Origin of the sequence: Buttiauxella sp. B2 (assembly GCF_006376615.1) — a bacterium.
In the GTDB taxonomy this organism is placed as follows: Bacteria; Pseudomonadota; Gammaproteobacteria; order Enterobacterales; family Enterobacteriaceae; genus Buttiauxella.
In genome coordinates this window covers 107,411-128,736 of the sequence record NZ_VEXQ01000010.1, presented here as the reverse complement: position 1 = coordinate 128,736, position 21,326 = coordinate 107,411, and the positions used below count along the sequence as shown (strand labels likewise).

Genomic DNA, 21,326 nt, shown 5'->3' with positions numbered 1-21,326 from the left:
GTTCCTTGTCAGCCCACCGGAGTATTGTTGATGGACTGTCGTTCCGATTGCGGCGCGTGTTGCACTGCGCCATCTGTATCAAGCCCGATCCCTGGCATGCCAAATGGCAAACCGGCGAATACAAAATGTGTTCAGCTTGCAGATAACAACATGTGCAAGATATTCACATCCCCCCTACGCCCGAAGGTTTGCGCGAGCTTGCAGGCCAGCCGCGAAATGTGTGGCACCACGCGCCAGCAGGCGATGGATTATCTTATTTATCTCGAAGCTGCGACATCACCTTAAACATCTTTGATTTTCACGATGCAATAAGCCGTGATAGCAATCATCCCCAGCGCGATATAAAACACTGTGTGGTAGTTCCAGATTTCAGCCACCACACCCGCCATTGACCCGGCGATAATCCAGCCTGCACGTGTTGTATTAGTATATAGCGTGGTAGCCGCACCAGCCTGACCAGGCATTAAATCCTGAAAATACAGCATGCCGATACCAGCCAAAATGCCGATAAAAATCGCGTTCAGTAGTTGCAGACCCAGCAGCATGATTTCGTTATGTAACGTCAGCATCCCAATGTAAAACAACAAGCCCGCTACCGCCGCTATGCGCATCAGGAAGCGCTTACCAAAGCGTTTGGCATAGTAACCGGCAATTAGCATTGTTGGGATTTCCAGCCCAGCCGCCGTCCCCATCATCACGCCCGCTAGTTTTTCCGGAAGATGTAATTCATTGATGATGTATAGCGGCATATTAATGATGTAGAGGCTGTTACAGCCCCACATCATGGTGCAGGCAACAAACAGCAGCAGGGCATCACGGCGATTGCGTCGTGGCGCTTCTAACGTGGTTGTTTTACTGGACACCTCTTTGCGCATTGATGGCAACAGCATTCGCACCATCACGCTGCAAACCACAAAGGCAAACGCCGCGCTCAAATACATGGTGGTAAAGCCAAAGCCCAGAGCCAGTGCGTAGGCGATGGGTGGGCCAATGACCCAGGCAAGTGAAACTTGTGCACGCAGAATGGAGCTGAACATCACGGCTTCGCGGCCTGTACGGTCAGCATGTTCGCGCGCCAGGGCAAACATTTGCGGGTTGGCGGTCGAGCCAAAGCTACTCAGGAATACGCCGACAAACAGCAATACAAAGTAGTTACGGTTCCACGCAAACAGCACGCAGGCTAGTGCGCCCAATAAGCAGCAGACAAAAATAAGCGATTTACGATCGCCTTTCCTGTCAGAGCGACCAGCAAGAAACTGGCTAACCAAAATACCGATGACTGCACTGCCGGTGAAAAAGAAACCCACCATCGCTGGACGTACATGGACTTCTTCAGTCAGAAACAGGCTCAGAGTCGGGGTTTGTAATGCACCCGCAATACCGGTTAAAAAAGCTACAATCAAAAAGGCAGAAGAAGTTAAATCAAGAGGTTTACGGGTTGCTGCTATGGGGGTGTTTTGCATGCGCTCTGCGTCGATAATCAATGAACGCGCGGAGTTTACGCGCCTTGTCAGCAAATAAACAGTTGTTCAAATCAAAAGCACCCCAAAAAGTTAAAACGCCGTTCCTGTTAAGGTTTAGCAAAAGCTGAAGTTTCTAAATTGTGTGCTGAACGTAATGCAATACGGCTCACTTTTCCCGCCTCGTTAGCGGTAAAAATGTGCGTAACCTCTAAATTCTGGTAACGGAATCACAACATTTCTTGCCTGAATCGCGAGGAATCCTCACACTCATTGAAACGTTTCAGCGTCGTCTTATTTGATATCAGGAGTGGGATGGCGCATTTTTTCTCATTATAGCTGAATCGTTTCAATTCAGCGGAGAGGAGAACCATGTTCCAGTTATCAGTGCAGGATATTCATCCGGGCGTTAGCGCCGGAAATAAAGAGGAAGCCATACGTCAGGTTGCCACTGCGCTCGCGCAGGCCGGGAACGTCAGTATTGGCTACGTTGAAGGTATGTTGGCCCGTGAGCTGCAAACCTCCACTTATCTTGGCAATGGTATTGCCATTCCACATGGCACCACAGATACCCGTGATCTGGTGCTGAAAACCGGTGTTCAGGTGTTTCAGTTCCCGCAGGGTATTGAGTGGGGCGAAGGCCAAAAAGCCTATGTCGTCATTGGTATTGCTGCGCGCTCTGACGAGCATCTGGGTTTACTGCGTCAGCTGACACATGTGCTCAGCGATGACGCAGTGGCTGAACAACTCAAAACTGCAACTTCAGCAGAAGAGCTGCGTGCTTTGCTGATGGGCGAAAAACAATCTGCATCTTTGCTGTTTGATAACTCATTATTGGCATTGGATGTGACTGCAACTGACTTGATGACGCTGCAAGCCTTAAACGCCGGGCGCATTAAGCAGGCCGGAGCGGCAGATACTGCATTTGTCAGCCACGTTGTTTCCAACAAACCACTTTATCTTGGCCAGGGCATCTGGCTGAACGACAGCACCGAAGGCAACCTCGCCAGTGCTGTGGCTATCAGCCGTCCTGCTGCTGTGTTTGAAGCTGAAGGCCAGCCGGTATCTATGCTGATGACGGTTGCTGTGGTCGATGACCAACCTTTGCAAGTTCTTAATCGTCTTAGCGATATGCTGATTAGCAACACGGCTGACCGTTTGCTGAACGCAGATGCGCCAGCATTGCTGACGCTGCTGACAACGGACGTTGAACCTGCACAAAACAGCCTGAGCGCGGAATTCCAGATTCGAAACGAACATGGTCTGCACGCACGTCCAGGTACTGTGCTGGTGAACACCATAAAACAATTTAATAGTGAGATTACCGTGACAAACCTAGATGGTACTGGCAAACCAGCCAATGGCCGCAGCCTGATGAAAGTCGTCGCTCTGGGCGTGAAGAAAGGCCATCACCTGCGTTTCACAGCGGTGGGTGAAGATGCTGAACAGGCGCTGAATGCCATTGGTGAAGCGGTAGCAGCCGGTCTGGGCGAGGGGGCAGCATGAGTCGTCGCGTTGCAACAATCACACTAAATCCGGCTTATGATCTCGTCGGTTACACCCCGGAAGTTGAACGAGGTGAAGTTAACCTGGTTCGTACTACCGGCCTGCACGCAGCTGGGAAAGGGATCAATGTTGCCAAGGTGCTCAAAGATCTTGGTATCGATGTCACCGTTGGCGGCTTCCTGGGTAAAGACAATCAGGACGGTTTTCAGCAATTGTTCAGCGAACTGGGTATTGCCAACCGCTTCCAGGTGGTGCAGGGACGTACCCGCATCAACGTTAAGCTGACTGAAAAAGATGGTGAAGTTACCGACTTCAACTTTTCTGGTTTTGAAGTAACCCCATCTGACTGGGAACGATTTGTCGCTGATTCCTTGAGCTGGCTCGGCCAGTTTGACATGGTCTGCGTAAGCGGCAGTTTGCCTTCAGGCGTTTCCCCTGAAGCCTTCACCGACTGGATGACGCGTCTGCGTAGCCAATGCCCATGCATCATTTTCGACAGCAGCCGCGAAGCGTTAGTCGCCGGGCTGAAAGCCGCTCCATGGTTAGTAAAACCAAACCGCCGCGAGCTGGAAATCTGGGCGGGTCGCAAGCTTCCAGAAATGAAAGATATAATTGAAGCCGCTCACGCACTGCGTGAACAGGGAATTGCGCATGTGGTGATTTCGCTGGGTGCTGAAGGTGCGCTTTGGGTTAACGCTTCTGGTGAATGGATTGCGAAACCTCCGTTTTGCGAAGTCGTCAGTACCGTTGGGGCAGGGGATTCTATGGTCGGCGGGCTTATTTATGGCCTGTTAATGCGTGAATCCAGCGAACATACCTTACGTCTTGCAACCGCAGTTGCGGCGCTGGCGGTAAGCCAGAGCAATGTCGGTATCACCGATCGCACTCAACTGGCAGCCATGATGGCTCGTGTTGATCTGCAACCGTTTAACTGATTCAGGAGAGGAACAATGAAAACGCTGCTGATTATCGAACCTGGCCTCGGGCAAGCTCGCGCATACCTTGCGAAAACGCTGCTGGGTTCTGCCGCTCTAAAAGCGCGCTTGCAGATTATCGACAACCCGAATGATGCCGAAATGGCTATCGTAGTGGGTAGCGCCATTCCTGCTGATAGCTCGCTTAATGGCAAGAAAGTATTTCTGGGTGATATCGACCGTGCCGTTCAGCACCCGGAGCTTTTTTTAGGTGAAGCGAAAGATAAAGCGAAGCCTTATACCGCTCCGGTCAGTACTGCCCCAGTCGCCGTGGCAAAAGGGCCAAAGCGTGTTGTCGCCATAACGGCTTGCCCGACTGGCGTCGCGCATACGTTTATGGCGGCGGAAGCCATTGAAACCGAAGCTAAAAAACGCGGCTGGTGGGTAAAAGTTGAAACACGTGGTTCAGTGGGTGCGGGCAATGCCATCACACCAGAAGAAGTCGCGGAAGCGGATTTGGTGATTGTTGCGGCTGATATCGAAGTGGACCTGGCGAAGTTTGCTGGCAAACCGATGTATCGTACCTCAACGGGTCTGGCGCTGAAGAAAACTGCGCAAGAGCTGGATAAAGCGGTTGTTGAAGCGACACCTTTTGAAGCAACAGGGCAAAGCGCTGTTAACGCTAAAGAAGGCAAAAAAGAGGCAGCGGGTGCCTATCGCCATCTGTTAACCGGCGTTTCATATATGCTGCCGATGGTTGTTGCAGGTGGCCTGTGTATCGCGCTTTCGTTCGCTTTTGGTATTGAAGCGTTTAAAGAGCCGGGCACACTGGCTGCGGCGTTGATGCAAATCGGTGGGGGCTCAGCTTTTGCTCTGATGGTTCCGGTTCTTGCCGGTTACATCGCGTTCTCAATTGCTGACCGCCCAGGTCTGACGCCGGGTCTTATTGGCGGTATGTTAGCGGTTAGCACCGGGTCTGGTTTTATCGGCGGTATTATTGCGGGTTTCCTCGCAGGCTATATTGCGAAGATGATCAGTACCAGGCTGAAACTGCCATCAAGTATGGAAGCGCTGAAACCGATCCTTATCATTCCACTGTTCTCAAGCCTGGTTGTGGGTCTGGCGATGATTTACCTGATCGGTACGCCGGTTGCTAAAATCCTCGAAGGTTTGACTCACTGGCTGCAAACCATGGGCACGGCGAACGCGGTACTGTTGGGCGCAATTCTCGGTGGCATGATGTGTACTGACATGGGAGGGCCGGTGAACAAAGCGGCTTACGCATTTGGTGTCGGCTTACTCAGCACCCAAACTTACGCACCAATGGCCGCCATTATGGCTGCAGGTATGGTACCACCGCTGGCAATGGGACTGGCGACAATTGTCGCGCGTCGTAAGTTCGACAAAGCACAGCAAGAAGGCGGCAAAGCAGCTTTAGTTCTGGGCCTGTGCTTTATCACCGAAGGGGCCATCCCGTTTGCTGCTCGTGACCCAATGCGTGTTCTGCCTAGCTGTATTATTGGTGGGGCGGTGACTGGCGCAATCTCCATGGCTGTTGGTGCCAAGCTAATGGCTCCACATGGCGGCTTGTTCGTGTTGTTAATCCCTGGTGCAATTACACCGGTTCTGGGTTATCTGATTGCGATAGTTGTTGGGACGTTGTTGGCAGGTTTGTCTTATGCCTTCCTCAAGCGTCCGGAAGTGGAAGTTGCAGTAAAAACGGCTTAAGTTAACGCATATATTCAGGGCAGAGATTTCTCTGCCCTTTTATACCCATCATCCTTGCAGCTCGAGTTATTTAAGATATTTAGTTAATGTAATAAGTCAGTAAAATTATTCTCAGGATCCATCTCAAGTGCCAGCGCCATTAATCTCTTCTTATCTTTAATTCCATAACCCATTTTTTGTTTTAACAGCAGACCATCTCGAGTAAATTGTGCTATCACAAATAGCAGGTGACGATAGCTGACACCCATATATTCCGCAGCCTGTGTGTGTTTTTCGCTATACAGATCACTATGCTGCGTCAGTAAAATAAAAGCCGCCAGGCGGTTAATCAGCGGGAATGATTGGTTTTGGGTGAGTGAGACAATATTTCGGTAATTCTTATGGCTTAACGCTACACAAAGTTTGCGCAGGAATTTGGCATCGTTTAATAACTGGGGCCGATATTGCTTCATGGGCAGCGCCAGGCACCAGCACTCTTCAATAGCCTGGACAGCGCGCGGTTCATGATCGGTATCGACTAATTCAATTTCACCGATAAAGCAGGGTGCACCAAAAAAATCAATCAGTGAGACTCGTCCATTGGGTAACGTGGCATAGAGCTTGGCTCGCCCACGAACCAGATAGAACAGGTATCCTGGTTGATTTCCCTCCCGCACAATGTAGTCTCCGGCTGCGATATGTAGCAACCGGGTATCGCGTATAACATCAACAGAGAAGCATTCTTTATAACCAGAATTGCTAATCAGTTGCTGTCTGAGATCGTCATTTTGGATTTCTTTCACAATAGTTTTCCGGTATGAGATTTCTCATATTCAGCATACGTTTTCTGTCGTTATGATTCAATCATCGACCAGACCTAATCATCTTTGGTGAACCTAAAATAACGTAACAGCGAACAAGGGAAATAAGATATGGAAACAAGAAAGATTATTCTGGATTGCGATCCAGGTCATGATGATGCCATTGCTATAATGATGGCGGCGAAACATCCGGCGATTGAATTACTGGGTATAACCATTGTTGCTGGAAACCAAACGCTGGATAAAACATTAATTAATGGATTAAATGTCTGTCAGCAACTGAATATTAATGCTCCTGTTTATGCCGGGATGCCACAGCCAATTATGCGACAGCAGATTGTTGCGGATAATATTCATGGCGAATCAGGTCTGGATGGGCCGGTATTTGCACCGTTAACCCGTAAAGCAGAAAGTACTCATGCAGTTAAATATATTATCGATACGCTGATGGCAAGCGACGGCGATATTACATTGGTGCCGGTAGGGCCATTGACCAACATTGCGGTGGCAATGCGTATGCAGCCCGCCATCCTGCCAAAAATCCGTGAAATAGTCCTGATGGGCGGGGCATACGGCACAGGTAACTTTACCCCATCGGCAGAGTTCAATATTTTCGCCGACCCTGAGGCGGCTCGTGTTGTCTTCACCTCTGGCGTGCCACTGGTGATGATGGGGCTTGATTTGACTAACCAAACCGTCTGCACCGCTGATGTCATTACCCGTATGGAAAAGGTAGGTGGCCCCGCCGGCCAGTTGTTCAGCGACATCATGAATTTTACCCTCAAAACGCAATATGAGAACTACGGCCTGGCGGGTGGCCCAGTGCATGACGCGACCTGTATTGGCTATCTCATTAATCCTCAGGGCATCAAAACACAGGACATGTATGTGGAGGTCGATGTAAACAGTGGCCCGTGCTATGGCCGTACTGTCTGTGATGAATTGGGTGTTCTGGGAAAACCGGTAAATGTAAAAGTCGGTATGGCTATCGATACCGGCTGGTTCTGGGATTTGGTGGAAGAGTGTGTGCGCAAGTACATCTAATCCAACACCGACGTATTAGTGGCAGCATTAGGTAACTGCCCAAACCTGATGGGCAGTAAGCGGTCGCCCATAACGAGTTCAGACCTGGCATGGCGGGAAATCATTATGGATGTAATGAGAAGTGTTCTGGGTATGGCTGTATTACTGGCGATAGCTTTTTTGCTGTCAGTAAATAAAAAACGCATTAGCCTACGTACGGTAGGGGCGGCGCTGGTGCTGCAAATCGCCATCGGCGGTGTAATGCTCTATTTCCCTCCAGGGAAATGGCTGGCCGAACAAGCCGCGTTGGGCGTGCATAAAGTCATGACCTACAGCGATGCCGGTAGCGCGTTTATTTTTGGTTCGTTGGTGGGGCCAAGAATGGACCAGGTATTTGATGGTGCTGGATTTGTGTTTGCCTTTCGTGTGCTACCGGCAATTATTTTTATTACCGCGTTGGTGAGCTTGCTTTATTACGTCGGTGTGATGGGGGGACTTATCCGTATTCTTGGCGGTATTTTCCAGAAAGCACTGAACATCAGTAAGATCGAATCTTTTGTTGCGGTCACTACCATTTTTCTTGGACAGAATGAAATCCCAGCGATAGTAAAACCCTTTATCGACCGCCTCAATCGCAATGAACTGTTTACCGCAATTTGTAGCGGGATGGCCTCTATTGCTGGATCAACAATGATTGGTTACGCCGGGCTGGGTGTGCCAATTGATTATCTGCTGGCAGCTTCATTGATGGCTATCCCCGGGGGGATTCTGTTTGCTCGAATGCTGAGCCCGGCAACGGAAGAAACACAGGTTACTTTTGAGAATCTGTCGTTCACCGAGACACCGCCGAAAAGCATTATTGAAGCTGCAGCAAGTGGGGCGATGACCGGACTGAAAATCGCAGCAGGCGTGGCGACGGTCGTGATGGCATTTGTCGCCATTATCGCACTGATTAATGGCGTTATAGGTGGTGTTGGCGGCTGGTTTGGTTTTGGTCACGCCACACTGGAAGGGATCTTTGGCTATCTGCTTGCGCCACTGGCCTGGTTAATGGGCGTAGACTGGAGTGATGCGACACTGGCTGGAAGCTTGATTGGACAGAAACTGGCGATAAACGAATTTGTCGCGTACCTCCATTTCTCTCCGTATCTGCAAACTGGCGGTACACTTGATGTGAAGACGATCGCTATCATCTCGTTTGCGCTGTGCGGGTTTGCAAACTTTGGTTCTATCGGGGTGGTGGTTGGGGCGTTTTCTGCCGTTGCGCCCCAGCGTGCGCCAGAAATCGCTCAACTGGGAATAAGGGCACTGGCTGCGGCTACGCTCTCTAATCTGATGAGTGCCACCATCGCCGGTTTCTTTATCGGTCTGGCCTGACAGAAATGCGCGCCAGTGGTGACTGGCGCGTTATTCCGTCATTGTGGAGTTAGCCGTTATATAATACGGGGTTATGCGACGGCTTTTTCTGTTTGCTGAGCTTTCAGCCAGGCAATTTCTTCAGCCCAAATATCCGGATTGGTCGTCTCCAGAATCAACGGGATCCCGTCAAAGCGGTTGTCGCGCATAATCCAGCTAAATGGCGTGTGGCCAATATTGCCTTCTCCCAAGCTGTTATGGCGGTCTACCCGGCTAGCAAAGGCACTTTTCGCGTCGTTAAGATGCATGCCGCGCAAATATTTGAACCCAACAATTCTGTCAAATTCAGCAAAAGTCTGTTCGCAGTCAGCCTCGGTACGCAGGTCATAACCCGCCGCAAAGGCGTGGCAGGTATCAATACAAACACCTACGCGAGACTTATCTTCTACGCCATCAATGATCGCTGCCAGATGTTCAAAGTGGAAACCGAGATTGCTACCCTGGCCTGCCGTGTTTTCAATCACTGCCGTCACACCTTCGGTTTTATCCAGCGCGATGTTTATCGACTGCGCGATAAGGGCCAGGCACTCTTCTTCGGGAATTTGTTTCAAGTGGCTGCCAGGATGGAAGTTCAGCAGCGTCAGACCCAACTGCATGCAGCGTTCCATCTCATCAATAAAGGCTTCGCGGGATTTTTCCAACGCTTCTTCAACGGGATGACCGAGGTTAATCAGATAGCTGTCGTGGGGGAGGATTTGGCCTGGACCGTAATTATACTTTTCACAGGCGCGTTTGAAATTACTGATAACTTCGTCGGTAAGCGGTGCTGCACGCCACTGACGTTGGTTTTTGGTGAACAGGGCAAAAGCAGTGGCTTCCAGCTCGTATGCACGAATTGCAGCATTTTCCAGACCACCAGAGGCACTGACGTGTGCGCCAATAAACTTCATCATTCTTTCTCCTGTCAAAACCCGCTACCGGGAAACCGACCATGATAGCGGGTTAGACAGTATTTTACCGTTCCAAATTATGCCATCAGGTGATGAATACCGAGGTTAATTGCACCACCGCCAACAATCAGCCAGATAAACAGCACCAGCGCCATCAACAGTGGACGTACACCGGCTTTTTTCAGCGCACTGAAATGAGTGGTTAAACCCAACGCCGCCATCGCCATGGCTAGCAAGAAAGTATCCAAAGTAATCAAAGCATTGACAGCCCAGGCTGGCAGCAGGTGCAGCGAGTTAAACATCGCCACCACAATAAACAGCACTGCAAACCATGGAATAGTAATTTTACTTTTCTGCGCTTCGCCTGCGGGAGCCAGCTGTTTAACACGAGCTGCCAGGAAAATCAGGAACGGAGCCAACATCATAACGCGCAGCATTTTAGCAATGACTGCCGCATTTTCAGTTTCAGGGCTAATCGCATGCCCCGCAGCAACTACTTGCGCGACTTCATGCATGGTTGAACCGGTGTAGATACCAAAGGCTTCCGGTGTAAACCACTGTGTTACGTACGGATAAATCATTGGATAAATGAAGATAGCCAGCGTACCGAAAATGACTACCGTCGCAACGGCAACTGTGACTTTACTGGCCTCCGCCTTAACCACAGGCTCTGTTGCCAGAATCGCTGCCGCACCGCAAATACTACTACCGGCACCGATTAACCAACTGGTTTGCTTATCCAGACCAAAGACTTTCTGGCCGAGCCAGCAGGCAAGGGCAAAAGTGCTACATAATGTCAGGGCGTCGATGATGACACCGCTGGCACCGACATCAGCAATTTGCGAAAACGTCAGTCGGAAGCCATAAAGAATGATGCCCAGGCGCAACAAATGTTGTTTGGCAAAGAGCACGCCACCATCGCAGTGCTTCCAGATTTTCGGGTAGAGCGTGTTGCCAATCACCATCCCACACAAAATAGCGAGTGTTAACGCACCCAAGCCGAAGCCTGCAACGGAGGGAATGTTACCCAACCATAGCGCCAATGCTGTAATGCCGCCTGCAAGCAGCAGTCCTGGCAGGAAATGCCACAATGTATGTCGACGAGTGGGAATTGATAACGTAGCCATAACCTTCTCCTTTTTGTTGGCATAAGGATAAGGCCAGCTGGCTTAAAAATAAAATTGATTATATATTTATAATCAATCTGAATAAGTGTTAAGGCGCATCCACCATGCATATCACGCTACGGCAACTTGAAGTTTTCGCCGAAGTTCTTAAAAGCGGGTCGACTACTCAGGCGTCGCAGATGCTGGCGCTATCGCAGTCTGCGGTGAGTGCGGCATTGTCCGACCTGGAAGGACAGTTGGGCGTGCAATTGTTTGACCGGGTAGGCAAGCGCCTGGTGGTCAACGAACATGGCCGCTTGTTATACCCGCGCGTGGTGGGTTTGCTGGAACAGGCGACGGAAGTCGAACAACTCTTTAAAGAAGACAACGGAGCCATCCGCGTTTATGCCAGCAGTACTATTGGCAACTATATCCTGCCGGAAATGATTGCCCACTACCGCCGTGACTTTCCCTCACTTCCGCTGGATATGAGTGTCGGTAATAGCCAGGATGTGATTAATGCGGTGGCTGATTTCCGTGTCGATATCGGCCTGATTGAAGGCCCGAGCCATATGACTGAGCTGGTTACAGAGCCGTGGTTGGAAGATGAGCTGGTGGTTTTTGCTCCTCCAGACGCGCCTTTATTGCAAAAACCGGTCACGTTGCAAAGCCTGGCAGAACAGCCGTGGATCTTACGTGAAAAAGGTTCCGGTACGCGTGAAATTGTCGATTACCTACTGCTTTCGCATTTGCCGCAGTTCCATCTTGGTATGGAATTGGGGAATTCAGAGGCGATTAAACATGCCGTGCGTCATGGTCTTGGCATTAGCTGTCTGTCGCGCAGAGTCATTGCAGAACAACTGGAAACCGGATCTCTGGTGGTAGTGCCTGTTCCACTGCCGCGTTTGGTGCGCACGTTGTACCGTATTCATCATCGTCAAAAACATATTTCCAACGCATTGCTGCGCTTTTTGAAGTATTGCGAAGCGTAGGGGCGTAAGCATAAAGGTTAATTAATGAAAACAGCCTGACTGTTTTCGTTAATTTAATGTTGGTTGTTTGGTGTGTTAAGACATTAAATTTTTTTATAATCAATATACCGTATTTAAACAACTTTGATTTTAAACTTAATAGCTCTATTAAAAATACAATAAGTTACAAATAATAAAGGCTGTGATTTTTTGTTGCTGGTTTTATTTATGCACTGTTTATAAATCGCAACTTAGTATGGTATTTTTAAATTCAGAGTTTCTAAAATGAGCAATCTATTGATTACCGGAACCACTGGCTTCCTGGGTGGTGCTGTATTAGCGCGAGCGCTTTCTGACTCTTCGATTGACTCATTTCTATTGTTGGTGAGAGCAAACTCTCCCGAAGAAGGTGTCATTCGAGTCAGAAACAATCTTGCTAAGTTTGGATGCAGTGAAGCCTTACTTAATAAAATTAATGAAGAAAATATATTGCTTGGTGATTTGGCAACGTCAGAAGATTTTTTGGATGATGCCCGGCTTCCTTATATCACTCATGTGATCAACTCCGCCGCTGTTGCTTCATTTGGCGATAATGCGTTGATCTGGAAAGTGAACGTAGAAGGGACACTGAAATTCGTAAAGAGAATGGCGGATGTTCAGGGTTTGGTTCGCTTTGTACACGTGGGAACAGCGATGTCATGCGTTCCAGAAGCGGGAACGCTGGTGACTGAAAGCATGACGCGTAAACCAGAAGAAGAACATTTGGTGCAATATACGTGGTCTAAATCTACCATTGAACAATTGATTATAGAGCACTGCCCGCAACTACCATTGGTGATTGCTCGTCCTTCAATCGTGGTGGGGCACAGCGAAGAAGGTTGCCGTCCATCCAGCAGCATTTTTTGGGTATTCCGCATGGTGCTGATGCTCGGTAAATTCATGTGTTCAATGGATGATAAAATAGATGTTATCCCAGTGGACTACTGTGCCGAAGCGCTGTTGTTATTAACGAAACGCCCAGGGCTTACTGAAAAGGTTTATCACATATCGGCTGGTGATACCGGAAGCACGCCGTTTGTCGAAATAGATAAGGCAATGGCTGTGGCGCTCAATCAAAAACCTATCTATTCAACTTACCAGCAGGTGGATTACAGCGAACTGGTAAAAGATCGTAGAGATTTCAAAACAATTTACGGCCCATGCAATGAAAGGTTAATGCTAAAAGCAATGCGTTTGTATGGCGAGTTTTCGATGTTGAATGTGCGTTTTTCAAATAAAAAGCTGCTTGATTTAGGTATGTCACCGCCACCACGTTTCGTTGATTACATCAACCGTTGCGTGGAAACGACACGCGATGCCACCATTCCCGAATTAATGAAAGTCGATTTTAAATAGCAGCCACTGCGTTATATGCCCGGGAAGGGACTCCCATCTCTCATTCAAACTCCTTCAAAAACCGTTCACCATCCCCTGTCATAAGTGCATTACTTATAATTCACCTCCGATCATGAAGCTGTCTTATAACAGCGCATTTCTACTATAAGTATCAGACTGGTTTGCTACAATCTCGCCTCATTTTTTGTATGGACCGCAATTTTCTATGGTTTCTCAAGATAAAACAACACAAGCGCCTGGCTTACGTCGTGAGCTAAAAGCGCGCCACTTAACGATGATCGCCATCGGCGGCTCCATCGGTACTGGGCTATTTGTTGCCTCTGGCGCAACCATTTCTCAGGCGGGCCCTGGCGGCGCGCTGCTCTCCTACATGCTGATTGGTCTGATGGTGTATTTCCTGATGACAAGCTTGGGCGAGCTTGCGGCTTACATGCCGGTTTCTGGTTCTTTTGCTACCTACGGGCAACATTACGTAGAAGAAGGTTTTGGTTTCGCACTGGGCTGGAACTACTGGTACAACTGGGCGGTAACTATCGCCGTTGACCTTGTCGCATCACAACTTGTGATGAACTACTGGTTCCCGGACACCCCTGGTTGGATCTGGAGTGCGCTGTTCCTCGGCATTATGTTCTTGCTCAACTACATCTCCGTTAAAGGCTTTGGCGAAGCAGAATACTGGTTCTCACTGATTAAAGTGACGACGATAATTATCTTTATCATTGTCGGCCTGATGATGATTCTTGGCATCTTTAAAGGTGCACAACCTGCGGGCTGGAGCAACTGGGCGATTGGTGATGCACCGTTTGCCGGTGGATTCTCCGCCATGATCGGTGTGGCGATGATAGTCGGCTTCTCGTTCCAGGGGACCGAGCTTATTGGTGTGGCTGCGGGCGAATCTGAAGATCCAGGCAAGAACATCCCACGTGCGGTGCGTCAGGTGTTCTGGCGTATCCTGCTGTTCTATGTGTTCGCGATTCTGATTATCAGCCTGATCATTCCTTATACCGATCCGAGCCTGCTGCGTAACGATGTAAAAGATATCGGCGTTAGCCCGTTCACTCTGGTATTTGAACACGCAGGCCTGTTGTCTGCTGCGGCAGTAATGAATGCGGTTATTCTGACTGCGGTACTGTCTGCGGGTAACTCCGGGATGTACGCATCTACTCGTATGCTCTATACCCTGGCTTGCGACGGTAAAGCGCCGCGCATTTTCTCGAAGTTGTCCAAAGGCGGTGTTCCACGTAACGCGCTGTACGCGACTACCGTTGTGGCGGGTTTGTGCTTCCTGACCTCTATGTTTGGCAACCAGACTGTTTACCTGTGGCTGCTCAATACATCCGGCATGACTGGCTTTATCGCCTGGTTGGGGATTGCGATTAGCCACTACCGTTTCCGTCGTGGTTATGTGAAGCAAGGGCTTGATCTTAAAGATTTACCGTATGTCTCCGGTTTCTTCCCTGTGGGGCCAATCTTTGCCTTCGTCCTGTGCCTTGTTATCACTTTGGGTCAGAACTACGAAGCATTCCTGGCCGATAGAATCGACTGGGCAGGTGTAACGGCGACCTACATTGGTATCCCGCTGTTCCTGGCTATTTGGTTCGGTTACCGGATTACAAAAGGAACTCGTTTCGTTAAATACAGTGAAATGACCTTCCCAAAGACGTTTAAAAAGTAACCCCAGAAGGGCGCGATTATCGCGCCCTTTTTTATCTCTCCCCCGCAAACTTCCTTTCTATGTATTACAAATTTTAACAATTTGATTGATAACTATTCTCGTTTAATCTATGGTGTCGCCACTCTTTATCACCGCTGGATGTCGGTGAGTAAAGGCCGCAGTCGCTTGCCAAAGTAGCAAATGACGCATCAGGAATGTGAGCGCAATCCATCTATTTTGTTTGCTATTCACCTCATGGAGAAAGGAATGTTAAGGTTGAATCCCATCGTCCGGGGAGGACTTTGCGCGTCAATAATCAGTGCTGCGTTTCCGGTAATTGCCGAAGAACGTGAAGACACTATGGTTGTTACAGCTTCTGCTACCGAGCAAAACCTCAAAGATGCCCCTGCCAGTATTAGCGTTATCACTCAAGAAGACCTGAAAAAGAAACCTATCCAGAACCTGAAAGATGTCTTGCAGGAAGTCCCGGGTGTGCAACTTACCAATGAAGGGGATAACCGTCAGGGCGTCAGTATTCGTGGTCTGGACAGCAGCTACACGCTGATCCTGGTCGATGGTAAACGCGTTAACTCCCGTAATGCCGTGTTCCGTCATAACGATTTTGACCTCAACTGGATCCCGGTGGATGCCATCGAGCGAATCGAAGTGGTGCGTGGGCCGATGTCTTCGCTATACGGTTCAGATGCGTTAGGTGGCGTGGTTAATATCATTACGCGCAAAGTAGGCAAAGCCTGGCACGGCACCGTCACGGCGGATACAACCCTTCAGGAAGATCGCGATCGCGGTGATTCCTATAACAGCAACTTCTTCGCCAGCGGCCCGATCATTGACGATCTGCTCGGGGTGAAAGTATACGGCAACCTTGGTAAGCGCGAGAAAGACAAACCAGAACCTTCCAGCACCGCCGCAACGGGTGAAACGCCGCGTATTGAAGGCTTCACCACGCGCAGTGGGAGCGCTGAGTTTTCTCTAACACCAACTGAAAACCAGGACATGAGCTTTGGTTATGGCTTTGACCGCCAGGACCGCGATTCCGACTCTTTGAATAAAAACCGCATGGAACGCCAGGATTACTCTATTTCCCATAATGGTCGTTGGGATTACGGTAATACCGAACTGCGTTTCTACGGTGACAAGATTGATAACCTCAATCCTGGCAATAGCTCGCCTATTACCTCACGTAATAGCAGCCTGGATGGCAAACTGGTTCTGCCATTGGGTGAAATTAACCAGCTGCTGACCTTTGGTGGCGAATGGCGACACGATAAGCTGACTGACCCGGTAAACCTTACCGGAAGCAACAGCACTGAAACCTCTGCCAGCCAGTATGCGTTGTTTGTGGAAGATGAATGGCGGATTTTCGAACCGCTCGCGCTGACCACTGGCGTGCGTATGGACGACCACGAAACCTACGGTGACCACTGGAGCCCGCGTGCGTACCTGGTCTATAGCGCAACAGACACTGTTACCATGAAAGGTGGCTGGGCAACGGCGTTTAAAGCACCTTCTTTATTACAGCTAAGCCCAGACTGGACCAGTAACTCCTGCCGTGGTTCTTGTAAGATTGTGGGCACGCCAGATTTGAAACCAGAAACCAGTGAAAGTTTCGAATTCGGTCTGTACTACGCAGGCGATGAAGGTTTACTGGACGGCGTATCCGGCAGCATCACGACTTTCCAAAATAACCTCGACGATATGATTGATATTAATCGTACTTCGAACATCAGCCAGGCTCCGTCATATCCTAACTTTGTTGGTTTTGACAGTGCTGGCCGCCCAATCTTTAAATACTACAACGTCAACAAAGCGCGTGTTCGTGGTGTCGAAACCGAGTTGAAAGTGCCGTTTAGCGAGCAATGGAAACTGACGCTGAACTACACCTACAACGATGGCCGTGATTTGAGTGGCGGTGGCAATAAACCATTGGCCTCGTTACCATTCCATACTGCAAACGGTACGGTTGATTGGGCGCCATTGGATGATTGGTCATTCTACGTTTCTGCAAACTATACCGGTGAACAACGTGCCACCACCGACGGTGAAGCAACGCCTGGCGGTTATGTGGTGTGGAACACGGGCGCGGCATGGAAGGCAACGAAAGCTATCAAACTACGTGCGGGTGTCATGAACCTGGGCGATAAAGATCTGAGTCGTGATGATTACAGTTACAACGAAGATGGCCGTCGTTACTTTATGGCGGTGGATTACACGTTCTAATTTAGAGAGTTAGCGGTGGATGTCGCTTGCGCTAATCCACCCTACAATTGCGGTTTTGTAGGTCGGATTAGCGAGAGCGACATCCGACTTTCTTGTTACGCTAAATGCTCAGCGTGGAATCGCAAATGATCCTCTACAAACGACGCAATGAAATAATAGCTGTGATCGTAACCTGGCTGCACGCGCAAGGTCAGCGGCCAATTCTTTTGGCGTGCAACTTCCGCGAATTGTGCCGGTTGCAATTGATCTGCAAGGAACTGATCGGCGTCGCCTTGATCAATAAGAATGGGAATGGCATTCGCGCAATCGACCTGCATCAATAAGCAGCAGCTATCCCACTCGCGCCATTTTTCTTCATCAGTCCCTAAATAAGCGGCAAAGGTTTTTTGCCCCCATGGCACGCGTGTCGGATTAACAATCGGTGCAAATGCGGAAACTGAACAATAACGTCCCGGATTCTTCAACGCGATGCTCAAAGCACCGTGGCCGCCCATCGAATGCCCAAAGATAGACGCTTTATCGCTGATGCTGAAGTTATCGGCAATCAGAGCTGGTAACTCGTCGTTGATATAGTCGTACATGCGGAAATGCTGCGCCCACGGTTGTTCGGTGGCATTCAGATAAAAACCTGCTCCCTGGCCGAGATCGTAACTTTCGTTATTCGGCACATTTTCGCCGCGTGGGCTGGTGTCTGGCATAATCAGCACAATTCCCAACTCAGACGCGACACGCTGCGCGCCAGCTTTAGTGGTGAAGTTTTCGTCGTTACACGTTAAACCAGACAGCCAATACAGAACGGGAGGAGGAGTGGTACGCGGTGTTGGAAGAAAAATACTGAACGTCATCGGGCATTTTAGTGCCGTGGAATTATGGCGCCAACGCTGCTGCCAGCCTTCAAAACATCGGTGTTCTTCGAGGAGCTCCATTAAGACGGATCCTTATTTATATTCAATATCAATGAACAAGTTTCACTTCACCCAAGTCTAGTCATGCTGCATCATGCTGGCAACGAAATCGTAACAATCGGGGGCGGTGTGGCGGCACGTATCGCGTTGACGGGATTTCTGGTGTTGGTAGTCGCAATGGGCATTGGCCGTTTTGCGTTTACCCCGCAAGTCCCGCGGATGATAACTGAAGGGCAACTTACCTTAACCAGTGCGGGTTTGGTAGCGGCGATTAACTACCTTGGTTATCTGGTTGGCGCGTGGGATGCCATGCGTACGCATCGGCGTGTAGAGTTACGTTTAATGGCTGGCGTCTGGGGTGCGGTCGTTTTAACGCTACTTTCAGCAGCCGTGGATTCCGCACTGTGGCATGCGCTGGTACGTTTTCTCATCGGCGTAGCTAGCGGCTGGGCGATGGTATTGATTGCCGCCTGGAGCAATGAACAACTGGCACATTTAGGCAAGCCGGGATTAAGTGCTGCGGTGTTCGCAGGCCCCGGAGCCGGGATATTTATCAGTGGATTGCTGGCGGTTGCCATCCACAGCTATGGATTATCAGCGAGCTATGCATGGCTGGTTTACGGCGTTCTGGCGTTGTTATTGATTGTGTTTATTGCCCGCAACTTACCATGCAAAGGGGAGTTGCATCGCCCAGAAACAGCACCGGAACCTTTGGTCTTAACGCCACAGCTCAAACGATTAGTGTGGAGCTATAGCCTCGCAGGGTTTGGCTATATTCTGCCCGCGACGTTCTTATCGCAGATGGCCAGCGCACGTTTTCCTTGCAGTGCGTTCGCGCAATTCGTCTGGCCGATATTCGGCGGTGCGGCGGTATGCGGGATTTTACTCGGTATTGCTGCAAGACTTTGGTTACAAAGCCATCAACGCCTGGCGCTGGTTCTCTGGATACAGGCGCTCGGGGTATTCGCCTCAGGTATGATTCCCGGCATGACTGGGCTGGTTCTGGGAGCGTTGCTGGTGGGCGGTGGCTTCTTGTGTGCGGTGCAATTGTCGCTGCTCTATGGCCGCGAACTGGCACCAAAGCATACTCGCTATTTGGCAGGTCTCCTGACGACGGGCTATGCGATGGGGCAGTTGGTTGGGCCGATGCTATCGGCATTATCGACGTCGCTCACCGGACAGCTCGAGCCAGCATTGTATGTCGCCGGATTCGCATTACTGATTGGTGGCGGTCTGGTCTGGAGAAGGTATTGACGATTTCAATAATTATCGTTCGCACTACTGGATTATGCGACCGCGCTCACGCACAATGAACGCACACTTTACCCCAGGTAGGGTAGAGGTCAGTCACACCTGCAGGAGAAAACAACATGTCAGCATTAAGTCCAGAAGCCGCATTAGTTCACGAAGCACTGGTTGCTCGCGGTTTAGAAACACCGCTGCGCCCACCTTTGCGTGAGCTGGATAACGAAACTCGCAAACGCCAGATTGCCGAACATATGACGGAAATCATGCAGTTGCTGAATCTTGATTTGAGCGACGATAGCTTGATGGAAACGCCGCATCGCATCGCTAAAATGTATGTCGATGAGATTTTCTCCGGCCTTGATTACGCCAATTTCCCGAAAATCACCGTCATCGAGAATAAGATGAAGGTTGATGAAATGGTCACCGTGCGCAACATTACGCTCACCAGTACTTGTGAACACCATTTCGTGACGATTGACGGTAAAGCAACGGTGTCGTACTTACCGAAAGATACCGTGATTGGCCTGTCGAAAATTAATCGTATTGTGCAATTCTTTGCGCAGCGTCCGCAGGTTCAGGAACGCTTAACGCAGCAGATTCTGATTGCTCTGCAAACTCTGCTTGGCACCAACAATGTGGCGGTATCTATTGATGCGGTCCATTATTGTGTGAAAGCGCGTGGTGTACAGGATGCAACAAGTGCAACGACAACCACGTCGCTGGGTGGGTTGTTCAAATCCAGTCAAAATACACGCCAGGAATTTCTGCGCGCTGTTCGTCACAACTAATCGTTAAGCAGGCAGGATTTATGGAGAGAAACGTTACGCTGGATTTTGTCCGTGGCGTCGCTATTCTCGGCATCCTGTTGCTTAATATCGTAGCCTTCGGTTTACCGAAGGCAGCGTACCTCAATCCAGCCTGGTCCGGTTCAATTACCGATCGTGATGCCTGGACATGGGCGATTTTAGATCTTCTCGCTCAGGTAAAATTTCTCACCTTATTTGCCCTGTTATTCGGTGCCGGTTTGCAGATGTTGTTACATCGTGGCAAGCGCTGGATTCAGTCACGTCTGACGTTATTAGTCTTGCTCGGTTTCATGCACGCTATCTTCTTGTGGGATGGCGATATTTTGCTGGCCTATGGTCTGGTTGGGCTGGTGTGCTGGCGCTTGATTCGTGATGCGCCGGGGATCCGCCCGTTATTTAATACGGGTGTGATGCTGTACCTCACGGGTGTGGGAATTCTGCTGCTGTTAGGATTTATTTCTGGCGATGCGCCAAACCGTTCCTGGGTGCCGGATGCTGCTAACTTGCAGTACGAACAGTGGTGGAAACTGGGCGGCGGCAGCGAGGCCATCACTAATCGCATTGATTTGCTGTCATCTAATCTGGTTGCACTGGGCGCACAATACGGCTGGCAATTGGCTGGAATGATGCTTGTGGGCGCGTCATTAATGCGCAGCGGTTGGCTGCGCGGCGGGTTTAGCCTGCATCATTATCGCCGCATTGGTTTCTGGCTGATTTTGGTCGGTATGCTAATTAATATTCCGGCGATATATGCCCAATGGCATGTCGGTTGGACGTATCGTTGGTGCGCGTTCTTGCTGCAAGCGCCGCGTGAATTGAGTGCACCGTTTCAAACTATCGGCTATGCCGCGCTGGCATTTGGCTACTGGCCGCAGCTGTCGCGTCTGCGGATAGTGAATGCTGTGGCTCATGTCGGGCGCATGGCGCTGTCGAACTATTTGCTGCAAACGCTGATTTGTACCACCTTCTTCTTCCATATGGGGTGGTTCATGAAGTTTGACCGCCTTGCGCTGCTAGGTTTTGTGCCTGTGGTATGGGCCATTAACATTTTGTTCTCATTAATTTGGCTGCGTTATTTCCGCCAGGGGCCAGTAGAATGGCTATGGCGACAGCTAACCGCACGGGCCGCAGGGGTATCCCTGAAGCATCCAGCAAGATAATGATATACATCACAAACGTTAACGATTTGTATGTAACCGTTTTCATTGATGTGATCATCCTCACGTAGTCAATCCCGAGTCGCTGCCAGAATAGCCACCTTGCCAA

At 49.9% G+C, this 21,326-nt stretch carries 18 protein-coding genes; 13 read left to right on the top strand and 5 right to left on the bottom strand.

Features of this window, described 5'->3' with window-relative positions; all coding sequences use genetic code 11:
- Positions 1-30 precede the first annotated feature (30 nt).
- Complete coding sequence (locus FH968_RS13200; RefSeq protein WP_139880327.1) at positions 31-285, top strand: YkgJ family cysteine cluster protein; 255 nt, start codon at positions 31-33, stop codon at positions 283-285.
- On the opposite strand, the gene setB is transcribed toward FH968_RS13200, so the two are convergent.
- Positions 282-1,463 (bottom strand): sugar efflux transporter SetB, encoded by a 1,182-nt coding sequence (gene setB / locus FH968_RS13195; protein WP_139880257.1) that lies wholly within the window; start codon positions 1,461-1,463, stop codon positions 282-284. The genes FH968_RS13200 and setB overlap by 4 nt on opposite strands.
- A gap of 369 nt (positions 1,464-1,832) precedes the next feature.
- On the opposite strand from setB, the gene fruB reads away from it, so the two are divergent.
- The 3 genes from fruB to fruA are packed head-to-tail and all read left to right on the top strand — an operon-like array spanning position 1,833 to position 5,608.
- Complete coding sequence (fruB, locus tag FH968_RS13190) at positions 1,833-2,966, top strand: fused PTS fructose transporter subunit IIA/HPr protein (RefSeq protein ID WP_139880255.1); 1,134 nt, start codon at positions 1,833-1,835, stop codon at positions 2,964-2,966.
- On the top strand, positions 2,963-3,901 hold the full coding sequence (gene fruK, locus FH968_RS13185) for a 1-phosphofructokinase (RefSeq protein WP_139880253.1): 939 nt from the start codon (positions 2,963-2,965) through the stop codon (positions 3,899-3,901). The genes fruB and fruK overlap by 4 nt, the downstream gene beginning before the upstream one ends.
- A gap of 15 nt (positions 3,902-3,916) precedes the next feature.
- Positions 3,917-5,608, top strand: coding sequence for a PTS fructose transporter subunit IIBC (gene fruA, locus FH968_RS13180; protein WP_139880251.1), 1,692 nt, complete (start codon positions 3,917-3,919; stop codon positions 5,606-5,608).
- A gap of 83 nt (positions 5,609-5,691) precedes the next feature.
- On the opposite strand, the gene FH968_RS13175 is transcribed toward fruA, so the two are convergent.
- Positions 5,692-6,390: a transcriptional regulator YeiL gene (locus FH968_RS13175; RefSeq protein WP_139880249.1), complete on the bottom strand. Its 699-nt coding sequence runs from the start codon at positions 6,388-6,390 to the stop codon at positions 5,692-5,694.
- A 129-nt stretch (positions 6,391-6,519) separates the two neighbouring features.
- Between FH968_RS13175 and rihB the strand changes: the two genes are divergently transcribed.
- Together rihB and FH968_RS13165 are read left to right on the top strand one after the other, a co-directional pair.
- Positions 6,520-7,452, top strand: a complete 933-nt coding sequence (rihB, locus tag FH968_RS13170; protein ID WP_139880247.1) for a ribosylpyrimidine nucleosidase — start codon at positions 6,520-6,522, stop codon at positions 7,450-7,452.
- Between the two features lie 105 nt (positions 7,453-7,557).
- Entirely contained in the window at positions 7,558-8,808 is a 1,251-nt protein-coding gene (locus FH968_RS13165) for a NupC/NupG family nucleoside CNT transporter (protein ID WP_139880244.1), read from the top strand.
- 71 nt (positions 8,809-8,879) lie between these two features.
- Here the strand turns inward: FH968_RS13165 and nfo are convergent, their stop codons facing one another.
- The gene (gene nfo, locus FH968_RS13160; RefSeq protein ID WP_139880326.1) at positions 8,880-9,737 is read right to left on the bottom strand and encodes a deoxyribonuclease IV; all 858 of its coding nucleotides are present in this window, start codon (positions 9,735-9,737) and stop codon (positions 8,880-8,882) included.
- Positions 9,738-9,814: 77 nt separating this feature from the next.
- Positions 9,815-10,864 carry a YeiH family protein gene (locus FH968_RS13155; protein WP_139880242.1) on the bottom strand — a complete coding sequence of 350 codons (1,050 nt, stop codon included), beginning with the start codon at positions 10,862-10,864 and terminating at the stop codon, positions 9,815-9,817.
- A gap of 104 nt (positions 10,865-10,968) precedes the next feature.
- On the opposite strand from FH968_RS13155, the gene yieE reads away from it, so the two are divergent.
- From yieE to cirA, 4 genes are all read left to right on the top strand, one after another.
- Complete coding sequence (gene yieE / locus FH968_RS13150) at positions 10,969-11,835, top strand: DNA-binding transcriptional regulator YeiE (RefSeq protein ID WP_139880240.1); 867 nt, start codon at positions 10,969-10,971, stop codon at positions 11,833-11,835.
- Between the two features lie 264 nt (positions 11,836-12,099).
- Complete coding sequence (locus FH968_RS13145) at positions 12,100-13,209, top strand: SDR family oxidoreductase (protein WP_139880238.1); 1,110 nt, start codon at positions 12,100-12,102, stop codon at positions 13,207-13,209.
- A 205-nt stretch (positions 13,210-13,414) separates the two neighbouring features.
- Positions 13,415-14,884 (top strand): amino acid permease, encoded by a 1,470-nt coding sequence (locus FH968_RS13140; protein ID WP_139880236.1) that lies wholly within the window; start codon positions 13,415-13,417, stop codon positions 14,882-14,884.
- 246 nt (positions 14,885-15,130) lie between these two features.
- A complete protein-coding gene (gene cirA / locus FH968_RS13135; protein WP_139880233.1) occupies positions 15,131-17,101 on the top strand; it encodes a catecholate siderophore receptor CirA in 1,971 nt (656 codons plus the stop codon).
- A gap of 95 nt (positions 17,102-17,196) precedes the next feature.
- On the opposite strand, the gene fghA is transcribed toward cirA, so the two are convergent.
- Complete coding sequence (gene fghA, locus FH968_RS13130) at positions 17,197-18,027, bottom strand: S-formylglutathione hydrolase (protein WP_139880231.1); 831 nt, start codon at positions 18,025-18,027, stop codon at positions 17,197-17,199.
- A gap of 108 nt (positions 18,028-18,135) precedes the next feature.
- Here fghA and FH968_RS13125 point away from each other — a divergent pair, with 108 nt between their 5' ends.
- The 3 genes from FH968_RS13125 (at position 18,136) to yeiB (ending at position 21,220) form a co-directional block, all read left to right on the top strand.
- Entirely contained in the window at positions 18,136-19,260 is a 1,125-nt protein-coding gene (locus FH968_RS13125) for a YbfB/YjiJ family MFS transporter (protein ID WP_139880325.1), read from the top strand.
- Positions 19,261-19,376: 116 nt separating this feature from the next.
- Positions 19,377-20,042 (top strand): GTP cyclohydrolase I FolE, encoded by a 666-nt coding sequence (gene folE / locus FH968_RS13120; protein ID WP_139880227.1) that lies wholly within the window; start codon positions 19,377-19,379, stop codon positions 20,040-20,042.
- Between the two features lie 20 nt (positions 20,043-20,062).
- Positions 20,063-21,220, top strand: a complete 1,158-nt coding sequence (gene yeiB / locus FH968_RS13115; protein ID WP_139880223.1) for a DUF418 domain-containing protein YeiB — start codon at positions 20,063-20,065, stop codon at positions 21,218-21,220.
- Positions 21,221-21,326: the final 106 nt, after the last annotated feature.